The organism is Glycomyces sp. NPDC050141 (assembly GCF_055586545.1).
In genome coordinates, this window is sequence record NZ_JBVJHZ010000053.1 from 11,118 (window position 1) to 33,674 (window position 22,557).

18 protein-coding genes are annotated in these 22,557 nt (G+C 69.9%); 13 read left to right on the top strand and 5 right to left on the bottom strand.

Annotation, left to right across the window (positions count from 1 at the left end):
• Nucleotides 1-32 precede the first annotated feature (32 nt).
• Nucleotides 33-1,502, bottom strand: coding sequence for a glutamate synthase subunit beta (locus ACZ60M_RS23205; protein ID WP_465421268.1), 1,470 nt, complete (start codon nt 1,500-1,502; stop codon nt 33-35).
• Nucleotides 1,495-6,006, bottom strand: a complete 4,512-nt coding sequence (gene gltB / locus ACZ60M_RS23210) for a glutamate synthase large subunit (RefSeq protein WP_465421270.1) — start codon at nt 6,004-6,006, stop codon at nt 1,495-1,497. Before gltB ends, ACZ60M_RS23205 begins: the two co-directional genes overlap by 8 nt.
• A gap of 360 nt (nt 6,007-6,366) precedes the next feature.
• Here gltB and ACZ60M_RS23215 point away from each other — a divergent pair, with 360 nt between their 5' ends.
• The 8 genes from ACZ60M_RS23215 to ACZ60M_RS23250 all read left to right on the top strand — a co-directional run bounded on the left by ACZ60M_RS23215 (nt 6,367) and on the right by ACZ60M_RS23250 (nt 14,364).
• Nucleotides 6,367-7,383 (top strand): hypothetical protein, encoded by a 1,017-nt coding sequence (locus tag ACZ60M_RS23215; RefSeq protein ID WP_465421272.1) that lies wholly within the window; start codon nt 6,367-6,369, stop codon nt 7,381-7,383.
• 170 nt (nt 7,384-7,553) lie between these two features.
• On the top strand, nt 7,554-7,838 hold the full coding sequence (locus tag ACZ60M_RS23220; protein WP_465421274.1) for a hypothetical protein: 285 nt from the start codon (nt 7,554-7,556) through the stop codon (nt 7,836-7,838).
• 229 nt (nt 7,839-8,067) lie between these two features.
• Nucleotides 8,068-8,841: a hypothetical protein gene (locus ACZ60M_RS23225; protein ID WP_465421276.1), complete on the top strand. Its 774-nt coding sequence runs from the start codon at nt 8,068-8,070 to the stop codon at nt 8,839-8,841.
• 69 nt (nt 8,842-8,910) lie between these two features.
• A complete protein-coding gene (sigJ, locus tag ACZ60M_RS23230) occupies nt 8,911-9,858 on the top strand; it encodes an RNA polymerase sigma factor SigJ (protein ID WP_465421278.1) in 948 nt (315 codons plus the stop codon).
• A 92-nt stretch (nt 9,859-9,950) separates the two neighbouring features.
• Complete coding sequence (locus ACZ60M_RS23235; protein ID WP_465421280.1) at nt 9,951-11,144, top strand: NAD(P)/FAD-dependent oxidoreductase; 1,194 nt, start codon at nt 9,951-9,953, stop codon at nt 11,142-11,144.
• Between the two features lie 120 nt (nt 11,145-11,264).
• A complete protein-coding gene (locus tag ACZ60M_RS23240; protein WP_465421282.1) occupies nt 11,265-12,134 on the top strand; it encodes a hypothetical protein in 870 nt (289 codons plus the stop codon).
• Between the two features lie 67 nt (nt 12,135-12,201).
• A complete protein-coding gene (locus ACZ60M_RS23245) occupies nt 12,202-13,134 on the top strand; it encodes a sigma-70 family RNA polymerase sigma factor (protein ID WP_465421284.1) in 933 nt (310 codons plus the stop codon).
• Between the two features lie 93 nt (nt 13,135-13,227).
• Complete coding sequence (locus tag ACZ60M_RS23250) at nt 13,228-14,364, top strand: NAD(P)/FAD-dependent oxidoreductase (protein ID WP_465421286.1); 1,137 nt, start codon at nt 13,228-13,230, stop codon at nt 14,362-14,364.
• A gap of 43 nt (nt 14,365-14,407) precedes the next feature.
• On the opposite strand, the gene hisS is transcribed toward ACZ60M_RS23250, so the two are convergent.
• Nucleotides 14,408-15,730: a histidine--tRNA ligase gene (gene hisS, locus ACZ60M_RS23255; protein ID WP_465421288.1), complete on the bottom strand. Its 1,323-nt coding sequence runs from the start codon at nt 15,728-15,730 to the stop codon at nt 14,408-14,410.
• A 53-nt stretch (nt 15,731-15,783) separates the two neighbouring features.
• The gene (locus tag ACZ60M_RS23260) at nt 15,784-16,452 is read right to left on the bottom strand and encodes an MBL fold metallo-hydrolase (RefSeq protein ID WP_465421290.1); all 669 of its coding nucleotides are present in this window, start codon (nt 16,450-16,452) and stop codon (nt 15,784-15,786) included.
• A gap of 160 nt (nt 16,453-16,612) precedes the next feature.
• On the opposite strand from ACZ60M_RS23260, the gene ACZ60M_RS23265 reads away from it, so the two are divergent.
• The 4 genes from ACZ60M_RS23265 (at nt 16,613) to ACZ60M_RS23280 (ending at nt 20,859) form a co-directional block, all read left to right on the top strand.
• A complete protein-coding gene (locus tag ACZ60M_RS23265) occupies nt 16,613-16,933 on the top strand; it encodes a hypothetical protein (protein WP_465421292.1) in 321 nt (106 codons plus the stop codon).
• A 33-nt stretch (nt 16,934-16,966) separates the two neighbouring features.
• A complete protein-coding gene (locus ACZ60M_RS23270; RefSeq protein WP_465421294.1) occupies nt 16,967-17,887 on the top strand; it encodes a peptidylprolyl isomerase in 921 nt (306 codons plus the stop codon).
• A gap of 125 nt (nt 17,888-18,012) precedes the next feature.
• The gene (locus ACZ60M_RS23275; protein ID WP_465421296.1) at nt 18,013-20,361 is read left to right on the top strand and encodes a RelA/SpoT family protein; all 2,349 of its coding nucleotides are present in this window, start codon (nt 18,013-18,015) and stop codon (nt 20,359-20,361) included.
• Between the two features lie 18 nt (nt 20,362-20,379).
• Nucleotides 20,380-20,859: a hypothetical protein gene (locus ACZ60M_RS23280; RefSeq protein WP_465421298.1), complete on the top strand. Its 480-nt coding sequence runs from the start codon at nt 20,380-20,382 to the stop codon at nt 20,857-20,859.
• On the opposite strand, the gene ACZ60M_RS23285 is transcribed toward ACZ60M_RS23280, so the two are convergent.
• Nucleotides 20,856-22,064: an FAD-dependent oxidoreductase gene (locus tag ACZ60M_RS23285; RefSeq protein WP_465421299.1), complete on the bottom strand. Its 1,209-nt coding sequence runs from the start codon at nt 22,062-22,064 to the stop codon at nt 20,856-20,858. The genes ACZ60M_RS23280 and ACZ60M_RS23285 overlap by 4 nt on opposite strands.
• Before the next feature lie 143 nt (nt 22,065-22,207).
• Between ACZ60M_RS23285 and ACZ60M_RS23290 the strand changes: the two genes are divergently transcribed.
• Nucleotides 22,208-22,405: a YtxH domain-containing protein gene (locus tag ACZ60M_RS23290; RefSeq protein WP_465421301.1), complete on the top strand. Its 198-nt coding sequence runs from the start codon at nt 22,208-22,210 to the stop codon at nt 22,403-22,405.
• Nucleotides 22,406-22,557: the final 152 nt, after the last annotated feature.

The following is a 22,557-nucleotide window of genomic DNA, read 5'->3' on the forward strand; positions in this document are numbered from 1 at the left end:
ATATTTACTGCACTCAATTCCGCCTATTGCACTTACGCGACGAGCGCCTGTGCGTTCGATTCGACCGGCGCCGGAAGCGCCGTCTGGCCGCCCAGGAACTTGTGCGCCGCGGCGGCGGCCGCACGGCCTTCCGCGATGGCCCACACGATGAGCGACGCTCCACGATGGGCGTCACCCGCGACGAACACGCCGGGCGCGTCCGTCTGCCAGTCGTCGCCGCAGTCGATCACGTTGCGCCGCGAGCGCTCGATCCCGAACTGCCGCAGCAGCGGCTGCTCCTCGGTGCCCGCGAAGCCGATCGCCAGCAGGACGAGGTCCGCCGGGACGATCTGCTCGGTGCCCTCGACAGGGATGATGTCGCGGCGGCCCTGGGACTTGTCGACCCGGACCTCGCTGAAGCGCATCTGGCGCACGTGCCCGTGCTCGTCCCCGATGAACTCGGCGGCCGCGGACGCGTAGTTGCGCTCGCCGCCCTCCTCGTGCGCCGGGTAGTTGCGGACGATGACCGGCCAGGTCGGCCACGGGTCGTTCCCTGAGTTCCGGGCCTCCGGCGGCGTCGGGTACAGGTCGAGCTGGCGCACCGAGGCCGCGCCCTGCCGGTGGGCCACGCCCAGGCAGTCCGCGCCGGTGTCGCCGCCGCCGATGATGACGACGTGCTTGCCCTTGGCGTCGATCGGCGCGAACGGGGCCTTGCCCGCGACCACCTGGTTGGCGCCCACGAGGTGCTCCATCGCCTGGTGGATGCCCGCGAGCTCGCGGCCCGGCTGCTCGGTCTCGCGCCCTTCGAGCGCGCCCACGGCCAGGATCACCGCGTCGTGGCGCTCACGCAGGTCCTCGGCCGTGATGTCGACACCGACGTTCACGTCGCACTCGAACTCGACGCCTTCGGCGCGCATCTGCTCGACGCGGCGGTCGATCTGGTGCTTCTCGAGCTTGAAGTCCGGGATGCCGTAGCGCAGCAGGCCGCCGGGGGCGTCGTCGCGCTCGTACACGGTGACCGCGTGGCCCGCGCGGGCCAGCTGCTGGGCCGCCGCCAGGCCCGCCGGGCCCGAGCCGACCACCGCGACGGACTTGCCGCTGCGGAATTCGGCGATCTGCGGCCGGACGTTCGCGTCGTCGAACGCGCGGTCGACGATCTCGACCTCGATGTTCTTGATGGTCACCGGGTCGTCCCCGATGCCCAGTACGCACGCCGCCTCGCACGGAGCCGGGCAGAGCCTGCCGGTGAACTCCGGGAAGTTGTTCGTCGCGTGCAGCTGCTCGATCGCCGCGCCCCAGCGGCCCGTGCGGGCCAGGTCGTTCCACTCGGGGATGCGGTTGCCCAGCGGGCACCCGTTGTGGCAGAACGGGATGCCGCAGTCCATGCAGCGCGAGGCCTGGGCCGTCACCAGCTCTTTGTTAGTGCGGGTGTAGACCTCGCGGTTGTCGAGGATGCGCACCGGCACGGGGCGCTTCTTCGGGACGGCGCGGCCGTGTTCGAGGAATCCGCTCGGATCAGGCATTGGCGGCCTCCTTCTCGGTCAGGACGAGCGTGCGGGTCGTGATCGTGTCAATGGCTTGACGGGCGAGGACGGCCTTGTACTCGCGGGGGATGACCTTCGTGAAGCCGCTCGCGGCCCGCGGCCACTCGGCCAGCAGGTCCGCCGCGACCGCCGAGCCGGTGGCCCGGCCGTGGCGCAGCAGCAGCGAGTGGACCAGGTCGATGTCGGAGGCCGACAGCGGGTCCAGGTCCGCCAGCGCGGTGTTGGTGCGCGACTCGTCGAGGCGCCACACGTAGGCCACGCCGCCGGACATGCCCGCGGCGAAGTTGCGGCCGGTGGGGCCGAGGACGAGGACGGTGCCGCCGGTCATGTACTCGCAGCCGTGGTCGCCCACGCCTTCGACGACGGCGACCGCGCCGGAGTTGCGGACGGCGAAGCGCTCGCCGACCTTGCCGCGGATGAAGGCCTCGCCGGAGGTCGCTCCATACAGGAGCGTGTTACCGGCGATGACGTTCTCTTCGGCCTTGAACGGGGCCCCGGCGTCGGGGGTGAGCACGAGGCGCCCGCCCGAGAGGCCCTTGCCGACGTAGTCGTTCGCGTCGCCCACGAGCTTGAAGCTCGCGCCGCGGGTGAGGAACGCGCCGAAGGACTGCCCGGCGGTGCCGCGGAACGTGAGGTTCACGGTGTCCTCGTGGAGGCCCTCGCGGTGGGCGCGGGAGACCGCGGCACCGAGGAGCGCGCCGACCGAGCGGTCGGTGTTGCGGATCTCGAGTTCGGCGGTGACCCGCTCGCCCTGCTCGATGGCGGGGCGGGCGATGTCGACGATGCGGGCCCCGAGGGTCGCTTCGACGCCGTGGTCCTGGACGGTGGCCTGCGTGCGCGCGCCCTCGACCGGGGAGGCGATGACGTTCGACAGGTCCACGCGGGAGGCCTTGCGGCCCGGTCCGGGGATCTGCTGCAGGCGTTCGACGGCGCCGATGGCCTCGTCGAGGCTGCGGTAGCCGAGCTCGGCGAGCAGCTCGCGGACCTCTTCGGCGATGTAGCGGAAGAAGTTCTCCACGAACTCGGGCTTGCCGGTGTAGCGCTCGCGCAGGCGCGGGTCCTGCGTGGCGACGCCGACAGGGCAGGTGTCGAGGTGGCAGACGCGCATCATGACGCAGCCGGTGACGACGAGCGGCGCGGTGGCGAAGCCGAACCCTTCGGCGCCGAGGAGCGCGGCGACGACGACGTCGCGGCCGGTCTTCATGGCGCCGTCCACTTCGAGCTTGACGCGGTCGCGCAGGCCGTTGCGGATGAGGGTCTGCTGGGCCTCGGCGAGCCCGATCTCCCACGGGGTGCCCGCGTGCTTGATCGAGTTGGCCGGGGAGGCGCCGGTGCCGCCGTCGTAGCCGGAGATGAGGATCGTGTCGGCCTTGGCCTTGGAGACGCCGGCGGCGACGGTGCCGACGCCGGTCTCCGAGACGAGCTTCACGTGGACCTCGGCGTCGCCGCCTCCGGCGTGCTTGAGGTCGTGGATGAGCTGCGCGAGGTCTTCGATCGAGTAGATGTCGTGGTGCGGGGGCGGGCTGATGAGGCCCACGCCGGGCGTGGCGTTCCGGGTGTCCGCGATCCACGGGTAGACCTTGTACCCGGGCAGCTGGCCGCCTTCGCCGGGCTTGGCGCCCTGGGCCATCTTGATCTGGATGGCGTCGGCGGTGGCCAGGTACTCGGAGGTGACGCCGAAGCGGCCCGACGCGACCTGCTTGATCGCGCTGCGGCGCAGCGGGTCGTACAGGCGGTCGACGGCTTCGCCGCCCTCACCGGAGTTGGAGCGGCCGCCGAGGCGGTTCATGGCGATCGCGAGGGTCTCGTGGGACTCCGCGGAGAGCGCGCCGTAGGACATGGCCCCGGTGTGGAACCGCTTGACGATCGACTCGACCGGTTCGACCTCGTCGATGGAGACCGCTTCGCGGGTGTCGTCGAAGCCGAGCATGCCGCGCAGGAGCCCGGAGTCGGCGGCGATCGCGTTGACCTTGTCGGTGTAGCGCTTGAACACCTCGTACTGGCCCGAGCGGGTGGCGTGCTGGAGCAGGAACACCGTCTCGGGGTTGAACAGGTGGACTTCGCCTTCGCGGCGCCACTGGAAGTCGCCGCCCGGGGGCAGCGGCTCGCTCGTCTCGATCTTCCGCTCGTAGGCGGCGCGGTGGCGTTCGGCGACCTCTTTGGCGAGGGTCTGCAGGCCGATGCCGCCGATCGAGGAGTCGGTGCCGGTGAAGTACCGGTCGACGAAGTCGGCGTCGAGGCCGACGGCCTCGAAGATCTGCGCGCCCGTATAGGAGGCGACGGTGGAGATGCCGATCTTCGACATCACTTTGAGGACGCCGCTGCACAGGCCCTGGATGTAGTTCTCGACGGCCTGGGCGGGCTCGGCCTCGACGACGCCCTGCGCGCACAGCTCTTCGATGGAGTCGAAGGCTAGGTACGGGTTGATGGCGGCGGCGCCGTAGCCGAGGAGGACCGCGGCGTGGTGCACGGTGCGGCAGTCGCCGGTCTCGACCAGGAGCGCGACCTTCGTGCGGGTCTGCTCGCGCACGAGGTGCTGGTGCACGGCGGCGGTGAGCAGGAGCGACGGGATCGGCGCGAGGTCGGCGGTGGAGTCGCGGTCGGAGAGCACGAGGATGCGCACGCCGTCCTCGATGGCCTCGGAGACGTGGCGGCAGATCTCGACCAGGCGGTCCTTGAGGCCGCGCGAGCCGTGGCGGGCCTTGTAGACGCCGGAGACGCGCACGGCCTTGAAGCCGGGCATGTCGCCGTCGTCGTCGATGTGGAGGATCTTCGCCAGCTCGTCGTTGTGCAGGATCGGGCGGGCGAGCTCGATCTGGCGGCACGAGTGCGGGCCGGGCTCCAGCAGGTTGCCCTCGGGGCCGACGGTGGTGCCGAGCGCGGTGACGAGCTTCTCGCGGATGGCGTCCAGAGGCGGGTTGGTGACCTGCGCGAACAGCTGCGTGAAGTAGTCGAACAGGAGCTTGGGGCGCTTGGAAAGGCCCGCGATGGGCGTGTCGGAGCCCATGGAGACCAGCGGCTCCTCGCCCTTGGACGCCATGGGCGCCAGGATGAGTCGCAGCTCCTCGTCGGTGTAGCCGAAGGTGAGCTGGCGGCGGCGCACGGACTCGGGGTCGTGCGCGACGTGCTCGCGCTCGGGCAGCTCCTCGAGGCGGATGAGCCCGGCGTGGAGCCAGTCCCCGTACGGGTGCTCCTTCGCGAGGGCGTCCTTCACCTCTTCGTCGTCGAGGATGCGTCCGGCATCGGTGTCGACGAGGAACATGCGGCCCGGTTCCAGGCGGCCCTTCTGGGCGATCTTGGAGGGCTCGATGTCGACCACGCCGCTCTCGGAGGCGAGCACGACCAGGTCGTCGGTGGTGCGCCACCAGCGGGCGGGGCGCAGGCCGTTGCGGTCCAGGACCGCGCCGATCTGGACGCCGTCGGTGAAGCAGACCGCGGCCGGGCCGTCCCACGGCTCCATGATGGACGCGTGGTAGCGGTAGAAGTCGCGGCGCTTGGGGTCCATGGTCGCGTTGTGCTCCCAGGCCTCCGGCATCATCATGAGCATCGCGTGGGGCAGGCTGCGCCCGCCCAGGTGCAGCAGCTCGACGACCTCGTCGAAGTTCATCGAGTCGGAGGCGCCCGGGGTGTTGATCGGGAACAGGCGGCGCAGGCGGCCGGGCAGGGCGTCCGTCGCGAGCTCGGCCTGGCGGGCGGTCATCCAGTTGCGGTTGCCGCGGATGGTGTTGATCTCGCCGTTGTGCGCGACCATCCGGAACGGGTGGGCGAGCGGCCACGACGGGAACGTGTTGGTCGAGAACCGCGAGTGGACGAGGGCGATCGCGCTCTTGAGGCGCGGGTCGGCCAGCTCGGGGTAGAACTGCGGCACCTGGGCGGGGGTGAGCATGCCCTTGTACACGATGGTGCGCGAGGAGAGGCCGACGATCGCGGCGCCGTCGAGGTGGCGTTCGCGCAGCTCGCGCTCGGCCTGCTTGCGCACGGCGAAGGCGAGCCGGTCGAGGTCGAGCCCGGAGGCCAGGCCGCCCTCGGCGGCGAGGAAGACCTGCGAGACGCGGGGCTTGGAGGCCAGGGCGGCGGCGCCCAGGCCGGACGGGTCGGTGGGCACGTCGCGCCAGCCGAGGACCGTACAGCCCTCCGCGACGGCGTACTTCTCGACGATCGCGCGGGCGCGCGCGGTCGCGTCGTCGTCCTCGGGGGTGAAGACCAGGCCGGCGGCGTAGTGCCCGGCCTCGGGCAGGCCGAACGCGACCGTCTCGCGGTAGTAGGCGTCCGGGATCTGCAGCATGATGCCCGCGCCGTCGCCCGAATCGGGGTCGGGGGCGGTGGCGCCGCGGTGCTCCATGCGCACGAGCGCGGAGAGTCCGTGCTCGATCACCTCATGGGCCGCTCGGCCTTGCATATCGGCGACGAACGCGACACCGCAGGCGTCGTGTTCCCAAGCGGGGCGGTAAAGACCGGGCTCTGAGTTCAGGGCAGAACGCAACCGTGGCCTCCTTCGTCGTCGAGGGCTCCAGCAGCAGGTGGGGGCGCGGAGCACTACGGTGTTTCATACGGGACGACGTCGGCCCGAGAGAATGCAAAGTGTCAGACGAGTGTAATGCATCGCTCATCTGATGGACACCATCGTCCTACGATCCGAGCAGGTGGAGCGGTTTTTCTCACGCGTGCGACGGAAACCGTGCAACCGCTTCGTAATGACCGCGTAACGCACCTTCACGTCTGGGACGGGCGGCGCGAACCGGTGGCGGCCGGTGGTTAGAGTGAACCCACATTTCGCGCGGTGCCCACTCCCCCGTGCCGGTACACCCCCAACCACAGTACGTTCGCAAGGAGCAATACACCAATGACCTATCCCCCGCCCCCTGGCTACGGACAGCAGCCGCAGCAGCCGGGTTACCCGCCCCAGCAGCCGGGCGGGTACGCCCCCCAGCCGCCAGCGCAGCAGCCCTACGGCCAGCCGTCCCAGCCCGGTTACGGTGCCCCGCAGCAGCCCGGCTACGGCGCACAGCAGCCCGGTTACCCGCCCCAGCAGCCGGGAAACCCGTACGGCCCGCCGCCCATGCCGCCGGGCGGCGGCAGCGGAGGCGGCTTCGGCGACTTCGCCAAGGAGACCGGCAAGGGCCTCCTGTGGAAGATCGTCCCGATCGTCCTGGTCCTCCTCATCGGCGGCGGCTTCTTCATCGTCAGGCTGATCAACAACGGCGGCGACGCGGGCCAGGCGCTCGACGACATGGACGACACCGACACCTCGGCGGGCGTCGCCGAGGGCGACTGCCTCTCATCGTGGGAGTACTCCTTCGCGACCTCTGAAGACCCGCTCGCCGATCTCGTGGTCGAGTGCGAGTCCGCGGACGCCCTCTGGTCGGTCACCTCGGTGCACGAGGACGTGGACGATATCCGCGCCGACGGCAGCGGCTATCCCGAGGACCTCGCCCCGATCACGGCGATCTGCGGCGAAGAGATCCTCACCTACCAGTTCGGCCAGACCTGGAAGGACTACAACTACGTCGTCGACTCCACCGGCGGCATGCTCGACTACCTGATCTGCGTCGAGTCGATCGACAAGCCCGACTCGACCGGCGCCACCCCGCGCATGCCCGACACCGGCGAGTGCTTCAACGAGCCCACCAGCGGCTGGTACGTCGCCGACTGCGCCTCAGCCTCCTACGAGGTCACCGCGGCCATCCCGGTCGACCCGCCCGTCGCCATGACCGAGGACGAGATCTTCACCCTGCTCGAGAGCCAGTGCGGCGCCGAGGACTACTACTGGACGCTCAACCAGCTCACCGACCCGGCGGCCACCGAGCTGACCGGCACCGAGCCTGTCACCGGCATCCTCTGCGGCACTTACGCGTACTAACCGATCACACGACCCGCACTCCGGGTCCGCGTTCCACAAGGGCCGTCCCGGATGGGGCGGCCCTCAACTAATTCTCGTGGCGTCCAGCGCTAGCTGCATGTACCCCACGAACCCCCTTCGATCGTTAGAGTTGGCCTGTCCCTCAACCAAATCCTCAGGAAGGGAAGATCTTGAAACAAGCAATGAAAACGCTTGCCATTGGACTCAGTGCGGTCATCGCGACTGCATCGATCGTGCTCTTCACCGGAACTGCAGCACAAGCATCATCCAGTGCCTGCCAGAGCTACGTAAAGAGCCTCGGCTACAGCGTCGGCCCAAAGGTGATTTCCGCATGCGATGTCGCCGACGCTGGGAACGGCAGCAAGACTAGTCAGCTGAAGTGCCACGACATCCTCTGGAATGCCGGCGTTGACGGACGTTTCGAGGCCAGTACAGCCTGCCTAAAGGGCATATGAACTCCGTAATCGCCGCTGCGCGATTAGGTACCACCAAGGTCGCGAAAGGGCCGTCCCCGATGGGGCGGCTCTTTTCCGTGCCTCCGCATTCCGTACAACTGGGGCAGGACCCCTGGGTCAGGCGGACGCGTGCGCAGGCGCGAGTGCCGATGGCGTCGCGGAAGCGCAATATGATGGAACCCAAGCGCATCCATAACGCCCTCGAACCCTGCCCGCGACGGAGAACCCCATGGCCTACCCCCCGCCGAACCCCTACGACCCCAACCAGTCGCCGGGCTACGGCCAGCCCTCGCCCGCACCCCAGCACTACACGACCGACGCCGACCCGTACTCCCGCCCCGACCCGTACGCGCCCGGCGGCTACACCGCACCCAGCCACCCGAACAGCGCCCCGCCCGGCCAGCCCTACTCCCCCGGCCCCGCGTACGCCCAGACCGGCGGCTACCAGCAGCCCCCGGTCGGCCCCGGCGGTGCTTTCCAACCGGGCCAGGCCGCGCCCCCGCCGCCGCGCGCGAACTCGAACACCCCGCTCGTCATCACCCTCGTGGTCGTCGTCATCGCCGTCATCGGCGGCGGCATCATGCTGGGCCTCAACATGAGCGGCGACGACGACCCCAAACCGGAGGACACCACCTCCGCCGTCGAGGAGACCTCCGAGGAAGCCGAGGAGACCTCCGAGGAACCGAGCGCGGAGGAGGAGACCTCCGAGGGCGAATCGGTGTACCGCGTCCCGGCCGAAGGCGAGTGCATCGAGAACAACCCCGAGGGCTTCTACGTCGTCGACTGCGCGAACGACGCCGCCTACTGGGAGGTCCTCAAGGTCGTCCAGAGCCCCGAGGACCCCGAGCCGACCGACCCGGCCCACTCCGTCGCGGCCGCCGACGCCTGCGAGGGCACCGGCAACACGAACTACTACTACACGGACACCGCGATCGCCGCGGGCCGCGAATGGGACCCCGAGATCGACTCGATCACCGCGGTCTACTGCGTCAAGGAAGTCTAGAAGCACGCAAAAAGCCTGCACCGCATCGAGACTGGACGGGCATGCCGTATCGCGGGATACGATCGGTCCATGCCCGTCACCATGACCGAACTCGACCGGTTCGAGGCCTCCAGGCCCCGCCTGGAGGCCATCGCCTACCGCCTCCTCGGCTCGGCGGGCGAGGCCGAGGACGCCGTACAGGAGGTCTTCCTGCGCTGGCAGGCCACCGACCGCGAGCGCATCGAGGTGCCCGAGGCGTGGCTGACGAAGGTGCTCACCAACCTGTGCCTCAACCAGCTCACGTCGGCGCGCTCCCGGCGCGAGACCTATGTGGGTGAATGGCTGCCCGAGCCCCTGTTCGCGGGCGACCCGATGCTCGGCCCGGCCGACACCGCCGAGCAGCGCGAGTCGGTGTCGTTCGCGATGCTCACGCTCATGGAGCGGCTGACCCCGGTCGAGCGCGGCGTGTACGTGCTGCGAGAGGCCTTCGACTACCCGCACCGCGAGATCGCCGAGTTCCTGGAGATCACCGAGGCCTCCAGCCAGCAGATCTTCCACCGCGCCAAGAAGCACCTCGCCGACGGCAAGCCGCGCAAGGAGATCGACGAGGCCGACGCACGGCGCATCGTCGAGGAGTTCCTGGCCGCCGCCACCGGCGGGTCGGTCGCGCCGCTCCTGCAGCTGCTCACCGAGAACGCCTACGCGATGGGCGACGGCGGCGGGAAGATCCCGGCGCGCACCAAGCCGTACACGGGCGCGACCGCGGTCGCGAAGTTCCTGTGGGGCCTGTTCCGGCCCGCCGAGGCCAAGCGCCGAATCCTCGGCGGCTCGCCGGAGGTGTACGCGTGGGTCGCGAACGGCGAGCCCGCGGCGGTCGCGGTCCTCGACGGCCGCGTCGTCGGCGTCATGTGCCTGGAGGTCGGCGAGGACGGCATCGCGGCGTTCCGCAACCAGGTCAACCCCGACAAGCTCCAGCGCGCGACGGACCAGTGGAACAGCGTCGACCACGGCGAACCGCTGCTGGTCACGGCCTTCTAAAGCTATGTGACCCACTTCACCTCTATTTCCTGTCAGGGATCGCGGGGCCGCCCGGTTCAAGTGGCGAACCCGAATCAGACAGGAGCAAGACCATGCAGCACCGCATCATCGTCCTCGGCGCCGGCTACACCGGTGCCAGCGCCGCCGGCCGTCTCGCCCGGAAGGTCAGCACCGAGGACGTCAGCATCACCCTCGTCAACGCCGAGCCCGACTTCGTCGAGCGGGTCCGCATGCACCAGGTGACCGCCGGGCAGGACCTCAAGCCGCGCCCGCTCGCGAACATGCTGGCGGGCACCGGGGTCGAGCTGCGGCTCGCCAAGGTCGCCGCCGTGGACGCCGACCGCAAGACCGTGGCGGTCGTCGACGCGGACGGCGCCGCCGAGCTCCGGTACGACACGCTCGTGTACGCCCTCGGCAGCGGCTGGAACGACATGGGCGTCCCCGGCACGGCCGAGCACGCCTACGAGATCGCGAGCCGCCCCGGTGCGCTGAAGGCCCGGGAGCGCTTGGCGCGCATGGACGCCGGTCAGTCGGTCGTCATCGTCGGCGGCGGCCTCACGGGCGTCGAGGCGGTCACCGAGATCGCCGAGGCCCGGCCGGACCTGGACGTCGCGATCGCCGTCCGCAGCGGCTTCGGCGACTGGCTCACCCCGCGAGCCGCCGCGCACCTGCGCAAGGTCGCCGCGAAGCTCGGCATCCACGTCCATGAGCACGCCGGGGTCACGGGCGTCCGGGCCGACGCGGTCGAGACGGAGGCGGGGACGATTCCCTCGGCGCTGACGATCTGGACCACCGGTTTCGCGGTGCACCCGATCGCCGCCGCGACCACGATGGAGGTCACCGAGCGGGGCCAGATCGTCGTGGACGGCGACATGCGCTCGGTCTCGCACCCGGACGTGTACGCCGTCGGCGACGCGGGGTTCGCGATGAGCGATGTCGGCAAGCCGCTGCGCATGTCGTGCGCCTCGGGCATCCCGATGGCCTGGATCGCCGCCGACGCGATCGCCGCCGAACTCACCGGCGCCAAGCCCGCCAAGGTCCCGCTCGCCTACGCCCAGCAGTGCATCTCGCTGGGCCGCAAGGAGGGCCTGATCCAGTTCGTGACCGCCGACGACAAAGCCAAGACCAGCTTCCTGAGCGGCCGCACCGCCGCCCTCTACAAGGAGTTCATCTGCAAGGGCGCCGCCTGGGGCACCGCCAACCCGACCCTCGGCATCCCCCAGCGCCGCAAGCGCATCGCCCAACCCGCCGCGGCCAAGGGCACGAACATCAAAGCCCTCGCCTAACCCCTGCAACGACTTCACCTCTGCCGCCTTCTCGCGACAGAGGTGAAGTCCGTCTCTAACGAGAAAATGACAAAGGTTACGCGTTTTGTCACCGTCCGGGTGATTCGTAGCCTCGTATGGGTGACCACACACGTACACGACACACCATTGAAGCTGTGCCGAGAGAAACCGGGCCTCGCGGTGGAACTCGCCGGCGACATCCTCAGCCTCCCGATCCCCGATCACGATGCGGTACTGCCGTACTCCGAGTCCGGCACCGACCCCGAGATCCGAGACCTCAATGCCGACAACGTGGTCGTCTGTCGAAAAGGCAATCAGTACCGACTCGGCATCGTCATCGAGGTCCAGCGCGAGAAGGACAAGCGCAAGCTGTTCTCGTGGCCCGCGTACCAGGTGAACTTCCGCCACCGCATCAAAGCACCGGTGGTGCTGATCGTGATCTGCCCGAATCCCGCGGTGGCCGCGTGGGCGGCCGAGCCGATCGAGACCGGTCAGCCCGGAAGCGCCTTCCAAATGCAGGTGCTCAGCCCCGCCAACTACCCCAAGCTCTTCCAGAACTCGGAGACCGGGGAATTCGCCGAGCAGATGGTGCTGGGGACCCTGATCCACGAGCACTCGGACGACATCGAACGACTCCTCATCGCCGCCGAAGCGGAACTCGCGCCGCGCTCGGAAGAAACCGCCAAACGATACACTGAGTACATGTTGGGGCAGCTCAGCGAGCGCCCCCGCACGATCCTGGAGGCCCTGATGCAGCAAGAAACGTACCCGTACCAGAGCAAGCTCCTCGCCGACCGCGAAGCCCGAGGTGAAGCCCGAGGCAAGATCGAAGGTAGGGCTGAAGCCCTGCTCGGTTTCATCGAAGCGCGCGGGTTGACGATCACCGAGAACCAGCGCCGGAAGATCGAATCCTGCCAGGACCCTGCCAAGATCCAGCTCTGGGTGAAGCGCTCTCCGACCGCGCCGTCCGTCGCCGACATCATCAGCTAGCGATCCGAACGTGAGGCGGGCGTCCGGTGGGCGCCCGCTTCGGTTTTAGCAAAGGACCCCGGCATCGATGGAGACCGCCGCAGCGGAGGTGTTCGAGGCTTGCCGGCCTCGGTTGCTGGCTGTCGCGTACCGGTTGGTCGGGTCGGCGGCCGATGCCGAGGATGCGGTGCAGGACGCGTACTTGCGGTGGCAGGGGGCCGATCGCGGGGGCATCGCGGTGCCGGAGGCGTGGCTGACCAGGGTGGTCGCGAACCTGTGCATGGACCGGTTGGGGTCGGCGCCGGCGCGGCGTGAGCGGGGGTTCGAGCGGTTGCCGGAGCCGGTGTTCGACGCCGACCCGGTGCTCGGGCCCGCCGAGAGCGCTGAGCAGCGCGAATCGGTGTCGCTGGCGGTCCTGCGGCTCATGGAGCGGCTGACGCCGCCTGAACGGGCGGTCTATGTGCTGCGGGAGGCGTTCGGCTACTCGCACAAGGAGATCGCCGAGATGCTCGACGTCTCGGAGGCCGCGAGCCAGCAGCATCTCCACCGGGCCAAGGCGCGCGTGGGCGGGGCGCCGCGGAAAGCGGCGAGCCGGGACGACGCGAGACGCGTGGTCGAGGCGTTCCTCGCCGCTGCCGCGACCGGGCGCACCGAGCCGCTCGTCGCGCTGCTCGCCGACGACGCGACCGCAGTGTCCGACACCGCCGGGCTGCTCCTGGAGCCGATCCGGTACCTGGGTGCGGCGGCGGTGGCCGCGTACCTGCGGGCCGCGTACAAACCGACGCCCGCCAAGCACCGGCTCGTCGGCGGCGTGCCCGCGATCTACGCGGAGCTCGTCAGCGGCGTCCCGGCGGCGGTCGCGGTCATCGGCGGGAAGGTCGTCGGCGTCATGACCATCGAGCTCGACGAGGACGGCCGGATCGGGGCACTGCACAGCTACGCCGCCCCCGATCGCCTTGCGCGCCTGAGCGAGCAGTGGGCGGCCCGGTCCCACGGCGAACCGCTGCTCGCCGCCTGGTGAACCTGTGAGGCCGCTCTCGTCCGGCCTCCTGCTGTCAGGAACTCCCCCGCCTCCTTCGTCTAGTCGCATCACCGACAGCGAAGGAGCACCGACATGCCGCACCGCATCGTCATCCTCGGAGCCGGGTACGCCGGCCTGACCGCCGCCCGCAGGCTCGGCACCCTGCTGCGCGGCGCGGACGCCGAGATCGTGCTGGTCAACGACCGCACCGATTTCGTCGAACGCCTGCGCCTGCACCAGGTCGCCGCCGGGCAGGACCTCCCCCGGTACGAGCTGACCGGCCTGCTCGACGGGTCCGGCGTCCGGTTCCACTGCGCGCGGGTCGAGACCGTGGACGCCGACGCCCGCACGGTCGTCGCCGACGGCGAACCGCTTTCCTATGACTCGCTCGTCTACGCCCTGGGCAGCAGCAGCGCCCCGCTCCCCGGCGAGGCGCACGCCTGGAACGCGGCCTCGGCCGTCAGCGCGACGCGCCTGCGCGGCAGGCTGACCTGGGCTACGCCAGGCGAACGCGTCCTCGTCGTCGGCGGCGGCCTCACGGGACTCGAAGTCGCCTCGGAGATCGCCGAAGCGCGGCCGGACCTGGACATGGCGCTGGCGACCTCGGGCGGGCTCGGCAGCTGGCTCGTCCCCGGGGCAAGGGCGCACCTGCGCCGGGGCTTGGAACGCCTGGGTGTGAGTGTGCGCGAAGGCGTCAGGGTCAACCGCTTCACTGCGGATGGCGCGATCGCCGAGGACGGCACGGTCCTGGAGGCCGATGTCGCGATCGGCGCGATCGGCTTCGCGCCCAACCCGGTCGCGGCGGCCTCGGGCCTCGGCGTGGACGCGGGCGGGCAGGTGGTCGTGGACGCGGCGATGCGCTCGGTCTCGCACCCCGAGGTGTTCGCGGTCGGGGACGCGGCGCTCGCGACGGGGCCGGGCGGGCGCCCGCTGCGGATGTCGTGCTCGTCGGGGATGCCGACGGGCTGGCTCGCCGCCGGGCACCTCGCGGCCGGGATCGCCGGGCGCCGCCCGCCGACGTTGCGAGTGCGGTACTTCCACCAGACGATCAGCCTCGGCCGCCGGGACGCGGTGGTGCAGTTCGTGACCGCTGCGGACCAGCCCAGGCGCGGGTACTTGACCGGCCGGGCCGCCGCGGGCTACAAGGAGGCGCTGTGCCGGATCGCGGTGTGGAGCTTCGCGCACGACCTGCCCGCGGGCAGGCCCGAACGAGTCACTTTGGCGGCGTAGCGGAACGGGCGCCCTCAAGACAGAGGGCGCCCGTTCCGTCTCGCTAGGCGGTGACGATGTTCGGGTGCAGGTCCTCGGCCGGGGGGTTCCAGGCGTCGACGTCCACGGTGACCTGGTCGCCGGAGCGGATGTCCTTGATCTGGGCGCCTTCGTCGTTCGTGAAGAGGACGAACGGGATGCCGCGCTTGTCGGCGAACTTGATCTGCTTGCCGAACTTCGCGGCCGAAGGCGAGACCTGGGTCGGGATGCCGCGCTTGCGAAGCCGCTGGGCGAGGCCGTTGGCGGCGGAGCGCTCGTCCTCGTTGGCGAGGGCGACGAGCACGCAGGTGGGGACCTCGCGGTCGGCGGTGAGCGTGCCCGCGTTGAGGAGCGGGACGAGCAGGCGCGAGACGCCGATCGAAAGGCCCACACCGGGGTACGTGTTCTTGCCGTCGGAGGCGAGGGTGTCGTACCGCCCGCCGGAGCACACCGAGCCGAGGTGCTCCTGGCCTTCGATGAAGACCTCGTAGACCGTGCCGGTGTAGTAGTCGAGGCCGCGTGCGATCTTCATGTCCGCGACGACGAAGCCGGGGGCCTCCTTCGCGGCGGCCTCCACGACGGCGGCGAGCTCGCTCAGGCCCTCGTCGAGGAGCGGGTCGGTGACCCCGAGCGCGCGGATCTCCTCGACGAAGGACGTGTCCTCGGCGCGGATCGAGGCGAGCCTGAGGCAGGCCTCGGCCTGCTCGGGGGTGGCGTCCACGCGGTCGATGAGGAGCTTCGCGGTCGCGTCGTGCCCGATCTTGTCGAGCTTGTCGATGATCCGCAGCGCCTCTTCAGTGTCGGCGATGCCGAGGCCCTGGTAGAAGCCCTGGGAGAGCTTGCGGTTGTTGACGTGCATGCGCACCTTGGGCAGCGGGAGGCCGCGCAGGGCGTCGTTGATGACGAGCGGCAGTTCGACCTCGTAGTGGGCGGGCAGCTCGCCGACGTCCACGATGTCGATGTCGGCCTGCCAGAACTCGCGGAAACGGCCCTGCTGGGGGCGCTCGCCGCGCCAGACCGGCTGGATCTGGTAGCGGCGGAACGGGAAGTTGAGCTTCCCGGCGTTCTCCAGGACGTAGCGCGCGAAGGGCACCGTGAGGTCGAAGTGCAGGCCCAGGCCGACGTCGCCCTCGTCGCCTTCGGACTGGAGGCGGCTCAGGACGTACACCTCTTTCGAGGTCTCGCCCTTGCGCAGCAGCTGGTCCATGGGTTCGACGGCGCGGGTCTGGAGGTTCGCGAAGCCGTGGAGTTCGAAGGCGCGGCGGAGGTGGTCGACGACCTGCTGCTCGACGATCCGCTGCCGGGGCAGCAGTTCGGGGAACCCCGAGAGCGGCTGGGGTCGTGACATGGCGGTCTCCTAGCGTTGTTCGTTGAGAAAGAGTGCGGCGCGGCAGTGCGCGGCTAATGCTGCGCGGCGCGCTTGAGGTACGGGTTGCGGACGCGTTCGACCGCGATGGTGGTGCTGGGGCCGTGCCCGGGCAGGACGATCGTCGCGTCGTCGAGCGGGAGGACCTTGTCGCGCAAGGTGTCCTGCATGGCCGCGTCGCTGCCGCCGGGCAGGTCGGTGCGGCCGATCGCGCCGCGGAAGAGCACGTCGCCCGTGAGCGTGTACAGGCCCTCTGCGTCGGCGGTGTGGAACATGGCCGACCCGGCGGTGTGGCCGGGCGCGTGGTCGACGGTGAAGCGCATCCCGGCGAGGTCGAAGACCCCGCCGTCGGCGAGGGCCACGATCTCGTCGGGTTCGGTCCATTCGAGGCCGGTACCCACGAGCGACATCATGTTCGCGCTGAATCCCCTGGCCGGGTCTTCGAGGAGGTGCCGGTCGTCGGTGTGGATGTAGGCGGGGATGTCGCTCGCGCCGCATACCGGGGACACGGAGAAGGTGTGGTCGAGGTGCCCGTGCGTGAGGACCACGGCGACGGGCTTGAGGCCGCGCTCGCTGAGCAGGTCGTCCAGGCGGGGCGCGATGCCGATGCCCGGGTCCACGACCACGCACTCGGATGCGGGACCGGCCGACAGCACGTAGCAGTTCGTGCCGAACGCATCCGCCACCAGCGTCTCGATGAGCAACCGCTCCCCCTCCCTTCGCCGGGTCAGGATACACCGGGCATCCTGCGGTGACGCGTCTGACTTGTCCCGGCTAAACTGCGGAACTCGTAACCCCTGAAATGGCGGTGTGCGGCCTTACGGTTCGCAGGCACCGCCGAGACCGGCAGTCGTAGGAGGCCAGGTGCCCGCCAAGTCCAAGCACATGGAGCAGCGCAAGCAGCGCATCGCGAACGCGAAGAAGAACGCGCGGCTCGCGGACAGGCTGCGCCGCCGCAGGCAGCTCCAGGCGTTGGGCGGACTCCTCGCGATCGCCGCGGTGCTGACCCTCGTCTACCTGTGGCAGTCGGGGTCCTGGTTCTTCGGGGACGACGAGCCCGCGGCCGAGGAGACCCCTACCTCGGAGGTCACCGAGACCGTCCCGGCCGACCCCAGTGCCACCGACCCGAGCGCGGAGGCGACCTCCGAAGCCCCCGCCGAGTCCCCCTCCGAAACGACCGAGTAAGTACCCCCGAACGCGCGACGAAGGAGATCGACGGTGGCGTCGAAACAAGCCCAGCGCCTGGCCGCCCGGCAGCAGCTGCAGGACAGGATGGCCGCCAAGGCCGAGCGTGAGCAGCACAAGCGCAAGAACGGCTGGATCGTCGGCGTCGTGGGCGGCGCCCTCGTCCTGGTCGCCGCCGCGATCGTGGTCACTGTGAACCTCAGCAAGGACGACGGGGACGACGCCGGCGCGCTCAGCGGCGACATGGCGTCGCTCGTCGAGGACGCCAAGGCCGCCTCGACCCGCTGCGACGGGATCGAGCCCAGCGGCGAGGGCGCCCTGGGCACCGCCACCGAAGGCATCACGGACGGCCAGCCCGCCCAGGACGTCTACCTCGAGTGCGTCCAGATGAGCACCCCGGACGCCACCGCGACCGAGGACTGCATGTACACCTCCGCGGACGGCACCAGCCCGACCCCGGCGGCCACCGAGCCCGCCGCGGGCAAGCAGGTGATGACGATCGTGACCAACCTGGGCACGATCACCGCGGAGATCGACACCGCGGAAGCCCCGTGCACCGCCGGTTCCTTCACGCACCTCGCCCAGGACGGCTACTTCGACAACCAGCAGTGCCACCGCCTGGTCATCGACGGCATCTGGGTCCTCCAGTGCGGCGACCCCGACGCGCGCGCCGCGATCGAGGCCGGGACCCCCGAGATGGCGGGCCAGGGCTCCCCGGGCTACTCGTACGGCGAGGAGAACCTGCCGGTCGATGCCGCGGCGAACTACCCGGCCGGGACCATCGCGATGGCCAACGCCGGAGCGGGTACCACGGGCAGCCAGTTCTTCATCGTGTACCAGGACACGCAGCTGCCGCCGGACTACACGATCCTCGGCCAGGTGACCGAGGGCCTCGACCTCGTCGAGCAGGTCGCCGCGGCCGGAGCCGTGGAAGTGGTCGTCCCGGGCATGTAGCACGACGGGTGGGTCCGCCTCCGGGCATCGGTGGCGGATCACACCACCCCTCGCGGTTAGGATTGATGTCGACGCTTTGTTGAACATTTGCGAAGCTGTGCCGTGCTGACACCGAGGAGGCGTGCGTGGTGACCGAACGAGCCGCGTCCGGCAAGTCACCTGACGCCGCGCCGACCTCCGGCGGCCCCATCGGGCCCCCCACCGGGAGGCGGATGCGGGCCCGCCTGGCGCGCTTCAACGCGCCCTGGCAGTCCTCGCAGCTTCCCGAGGTCCTCGAACCGCTGGTGGCCGCCCACCGGGCCGCGCACCCGCGCGCCGACGTGCGGCTGCTCCAGCAGGCGTACACGCGGGCCGAGGAGCTGCACAACGGGCAGTTCCGCAAGTCCGGCGACCCGTACATCACGCACCCGCTCGCGGTCGCCTCGATCCTCGCCGAGCTCGGCATGGACACGAACACGCTCGTGGCCGCGCTCCTGCACGACACGGTCGAGGACACCGACTACCAGCTCGAGGAGCTCTCCGAGGAGTTCGGCGGCGAGGTCGCCCTGCTCGTCGACGGCGTCACCAAGCTCGACAAGGTCAAGCTCGGCGACGCGGCGAAGGCCGAGACGATCCGCAAGATGGTCGTGGCGATGGCCAAGGACCCGCGCGTGCTCGTCATCAAGCTCGCCGACCGCCTCCACAACATGCGGACCCTGACGTTCCTGCCGCCCGAGAAGCAGGAGCAGAAGGCCCGCGAGACCCTGGAGATCCTCGCCCCGCTCGCCCACCGCCTGGGCATGAACACCATCAAGTGGGAGCTGGAGGACCTGTCCTTCGCGACGCTCTACAAGAAGCGCTACTCGGAGATCGCGCGCCTGGTCTCGGAGCACTCCCCGCAGCGGGAGATGCTGCTGCAGCAGGTCATCGCGCAGGTCAAGGACCACCTGAAGAACTCGCGCATCAAGGCCGAGGTCTCCGGGCGCCCGAAGCACCTGTACTCGATCTACCAGAAGATGATCGTCCGCGGCCGCGACTTCAACGACATCTACGACCTGGTGGGCCTGCGCATCCATGTCGAGAGCGAACGGGACTGCTACGCGGCCCTCGGTGTGATCCACGCGAACTGGCAGCCGGTGCCAGGGCGCTTCAAGGACTACATCGCGATGCCGAAGTTCAACATGTACCAGTCGCTGCACACCACGGTGATCGGCCCGAACGGCAAGCCCGTCGAGATCCAGATCCGCACGTGGGCGATGCACCGCACCGCCGAGTACGGCATCGCCGCGCACTGGAAGTACAAGGAGACCAAGAACTCCACGGTGGCCGGTCCCCCGGCCCACATCGACGACATGGCCTGGCTGCGCCAGCTCCTGGACTGGCAGCGCGAGGCCGCCGACCCGTCCGAGTTCCTCGACGCGCTCCGCTTCGACCTCGCCTCCTCCGAGTCGTACGTGTTCACGCCGAAGGGCGACGTGATCGCCCTCCCGGCGGGCTCGACCCCGGTGGACTTCGCGTACGCCGTGCACACCGAGGTCGGCAACCGCTGCATCGGCGCGCAGGTCAACGGCAAGATCGTGCCGCTGGAGTCGACGCTGTCGAACGGCGACGTCGTCGAGGTCTTCACCTCGAACTCCCAGGACGCCTCCCCCAGCGAGGACTGGCTGGGCTTCGTCAAGAGCCCGCGCGCCCGCACCAAGATCAAGCAGCACTTCAAGCGCGAGCGCCGCGAAGAGGCCATCGAACTGGGCAAGGACGAGCTGACGCGGGCCATGCGCAAGCGGCGGCTCCCGCTGCAGCGCATGCTCACCCACGACAACCTCACGTCCCTCGCGAAGGACCTGAACCTCAAGGACGTCGAGGCGCTGTACGCGGCCCTCGGGGAGCACCACGTCTCCCCCACGCAGGTCGTGCAGAAGCTCCTCGACGTGCAGGGCGGGGCCGAGGGCGCCGCCGAGGACATGGCCGAGGCGACCGCGCCGACGCAGCCCGCGCGGATCGTGCCCGAGGCGCACGGCGACATCCACGCCGCCGTCACCGTGGCGGGCATGGAGGAGGGCGAGATGCCGGTGCGCCTCGCCCACTGCTGCAACCCGATCCCGGGCGACCCGATCATCGGCTTCGCCACGCGGTACCACGTGATCTCGGTGCACCGCAGGGACTGCGAGAACGCCGAGGAGCGCATCGAGCTGCAGCCCGACCGCGTGCTCGAAGTGCACTGGTCCCACGAGGACGACCAGGCCACGTTCATCGCCACCGTGCAGGTCGAGGCGCTCGACCGGCACCGGCTGCTGGCCGACGTCACGCAGGTCCTGTCCGTCGAGCGGGTCTCGATCCTCTCGGCCACCGTGACGACCACCCGCGACCGGGTCGCGTTGTCGCGCTTCACGTTCGAGATGGCGAACCCGGAGCACCTGGACCACATCATCAAGGTCATCCGCAAGGTCGACGGCGTGTACGACGCCTACCGCCTCACGGGTGCCGAGCGTTCCTGAACCTGAGAAGGACCACCGTTGACGGATCTCTCCGCCTTCACCGAGGACGAACTCTCGCTTGTAACCGAGGCCCCCGGCGCGGTCTTGAAGGGCGCCATCGCCGCTGACGGCTCCACCAACGCCCTCGCGTTCCTCAAGGAGGTCACGGCCGGGGCCAAGGTCTTCAAGGACGCCCAGCGCGACGGGAACGCCTTCGTCAAGGCCGTCGCGCTCGCCATCCGCGAGCGCACCGACCCCGAGGCCGAGGACCGCGACGTCCCCTTCGCCGACGGCGCGATGGCCCTGGCCCTCAAGCAGTCCGGCGAAGCGATGGCGCTCCTGCGCGAGAAGGCCGACGAATCCGACGCCGACGCCTACGGCGCCTGGCTCATCACCCTCGCCACCCGCGTCGCCGAAGCCTCCAAGTCCAAATCAGGCGGCTTCTTCAGCAGGAAGGTCGCCGTCACCGAAGCCGAACAGGGCTTCATCGACGACCTCACCCAACTCACCACCCGCTAGACCGCGGGCGCGTCCCAGTCGATGGCGTGGGCGTACTGCCAGGCCATCTTCTCAGGGGTCGTGAAGCGCTCCATGAAGAACGGCATGAGCGCGTCCCGGAAGCGCGACGCGACCGGGCCGGCGGCCTTGGACTGGTTGGTGCGGGCCGCGGTGGCGATCACGCGTTCGACGCGGTCGCGGCGGGCGTGCTCGTAGGCCTTGAACGCCTGCGGGACGGGCAGGTCGCGCAGGCAGCGGGCCAGTTCCACGGCCGATTCGGCCGCGAGGCTCGCGCCCTGGCCTGAGGAGGGCGAGGTGGCGTGCGCGGCGTCGCCGATGAGCGCGATCCGGCCCTTGGACCAGACGGGGACGTGCGGCAGGTCCTCCAACGGTGAGGCCGGGATGAAGGACTCGGGCGTCACGTGGTCGAGGATCTGGAGCGCCGCACTGTTGTCGTCGGCGAACAGCCTGCGCATCAACGCGATCCACTGCTCGAACGAGGTGTCGCGTAGCTGGTCGCGGGTGAAGGTCTTGAACGGCAGGTTCGCGAACCAGCCGGTGCGCTCGCCGTCCGAGACGTGCCCGAAGAAGGCCTTGCGGCCGAAGACCATGTGGAAGGACCCGCCGGTGTCGCTGACGCCGAGCGGGTTGTCGGCGAAGCCGCCGAGGCCGATGAGGCCCGTGTAGCGCGGCTTCGGCGCGGCCGGGTCGATGAGGCCGCGCACTGTGGAGCGGATGCCGTCGCAGCCGATCAGGAGGTCCGCCTCGTGCGTGGTGTGGTCGTCGAACTGGGCGATGACGCTGTGACCGGTGTCGACCGCGTCCACGAAGCGCTTGCCGTACACGATCGGGATGCCGGAGGCGGCCGCGTGCCCCTGCAGCAGCTCGGCCATGCGGCCGCGCGGGATCGTCGTGTTCGTCGGCAGGTCGGTGGCGGACTCGACGGTGCCGAGGACCTTGCCCGAGCCGGAGTGGATGATCATGCGCGGCGTCGGGATGCCCTCGTCGGTCAGGACCCGGTCGGCGCCGACCACGCGCAGCGCGTTCAGGCCGTTCGCGGCGAGCCCCAGCGGCCCGCCCTTGGAGCCCGTGCCGGGCCGGTAGGCCTCGAACACGGTGGCCTCGATACCGGCCTTGCGCAGGGCCAGGGCGGCCACGGGGCCGCCTACGCCGCCGCCGATGACGATCGCGGTGCGGGCCCGCGCGGTGGGTTCCATGTCGTTCATGGTCTGACCGTAAGGCGCAACCGGCCCGTCCGGCGTCATCCTCCAGTAGCGTTCGGGGATCGACCTGGGATGTAGTCCGAAACCCGGCGGGGCCCCCGGACCGCCCCTATAGTGAAACCGACTCACGTAGGGAGGGGTTCATCGTGGGGATGCAGGACAAGTTCAACGAGGCCAAGGACAAGCTCTCGGAGAACGCAGGCGACATGAAGGACAAGGCCGAGGATCTGTACAACAAGGCCAAGGAATCGCCCATCGGCGATAAGATGGACGAATACGCCGACAAGGCGAAAGACATGGCGCAAGACGCCCTGGGCAAGATGAAGGGCGACAAGGGCGCCTGACGCCCGGCACCATGTCGTAGCGGCCCCGCGCCGCCGGCTCACGAGGAGCCAACCAGCGCGAAGGGGGGGGGGGGGGGGGGGGGGGGGGGGGGGGGGGGTAGGTTTTGGTTTGGTTTGGTGTGGTTTCTTTTTTTTTTTTTTCTTTGTCGTTT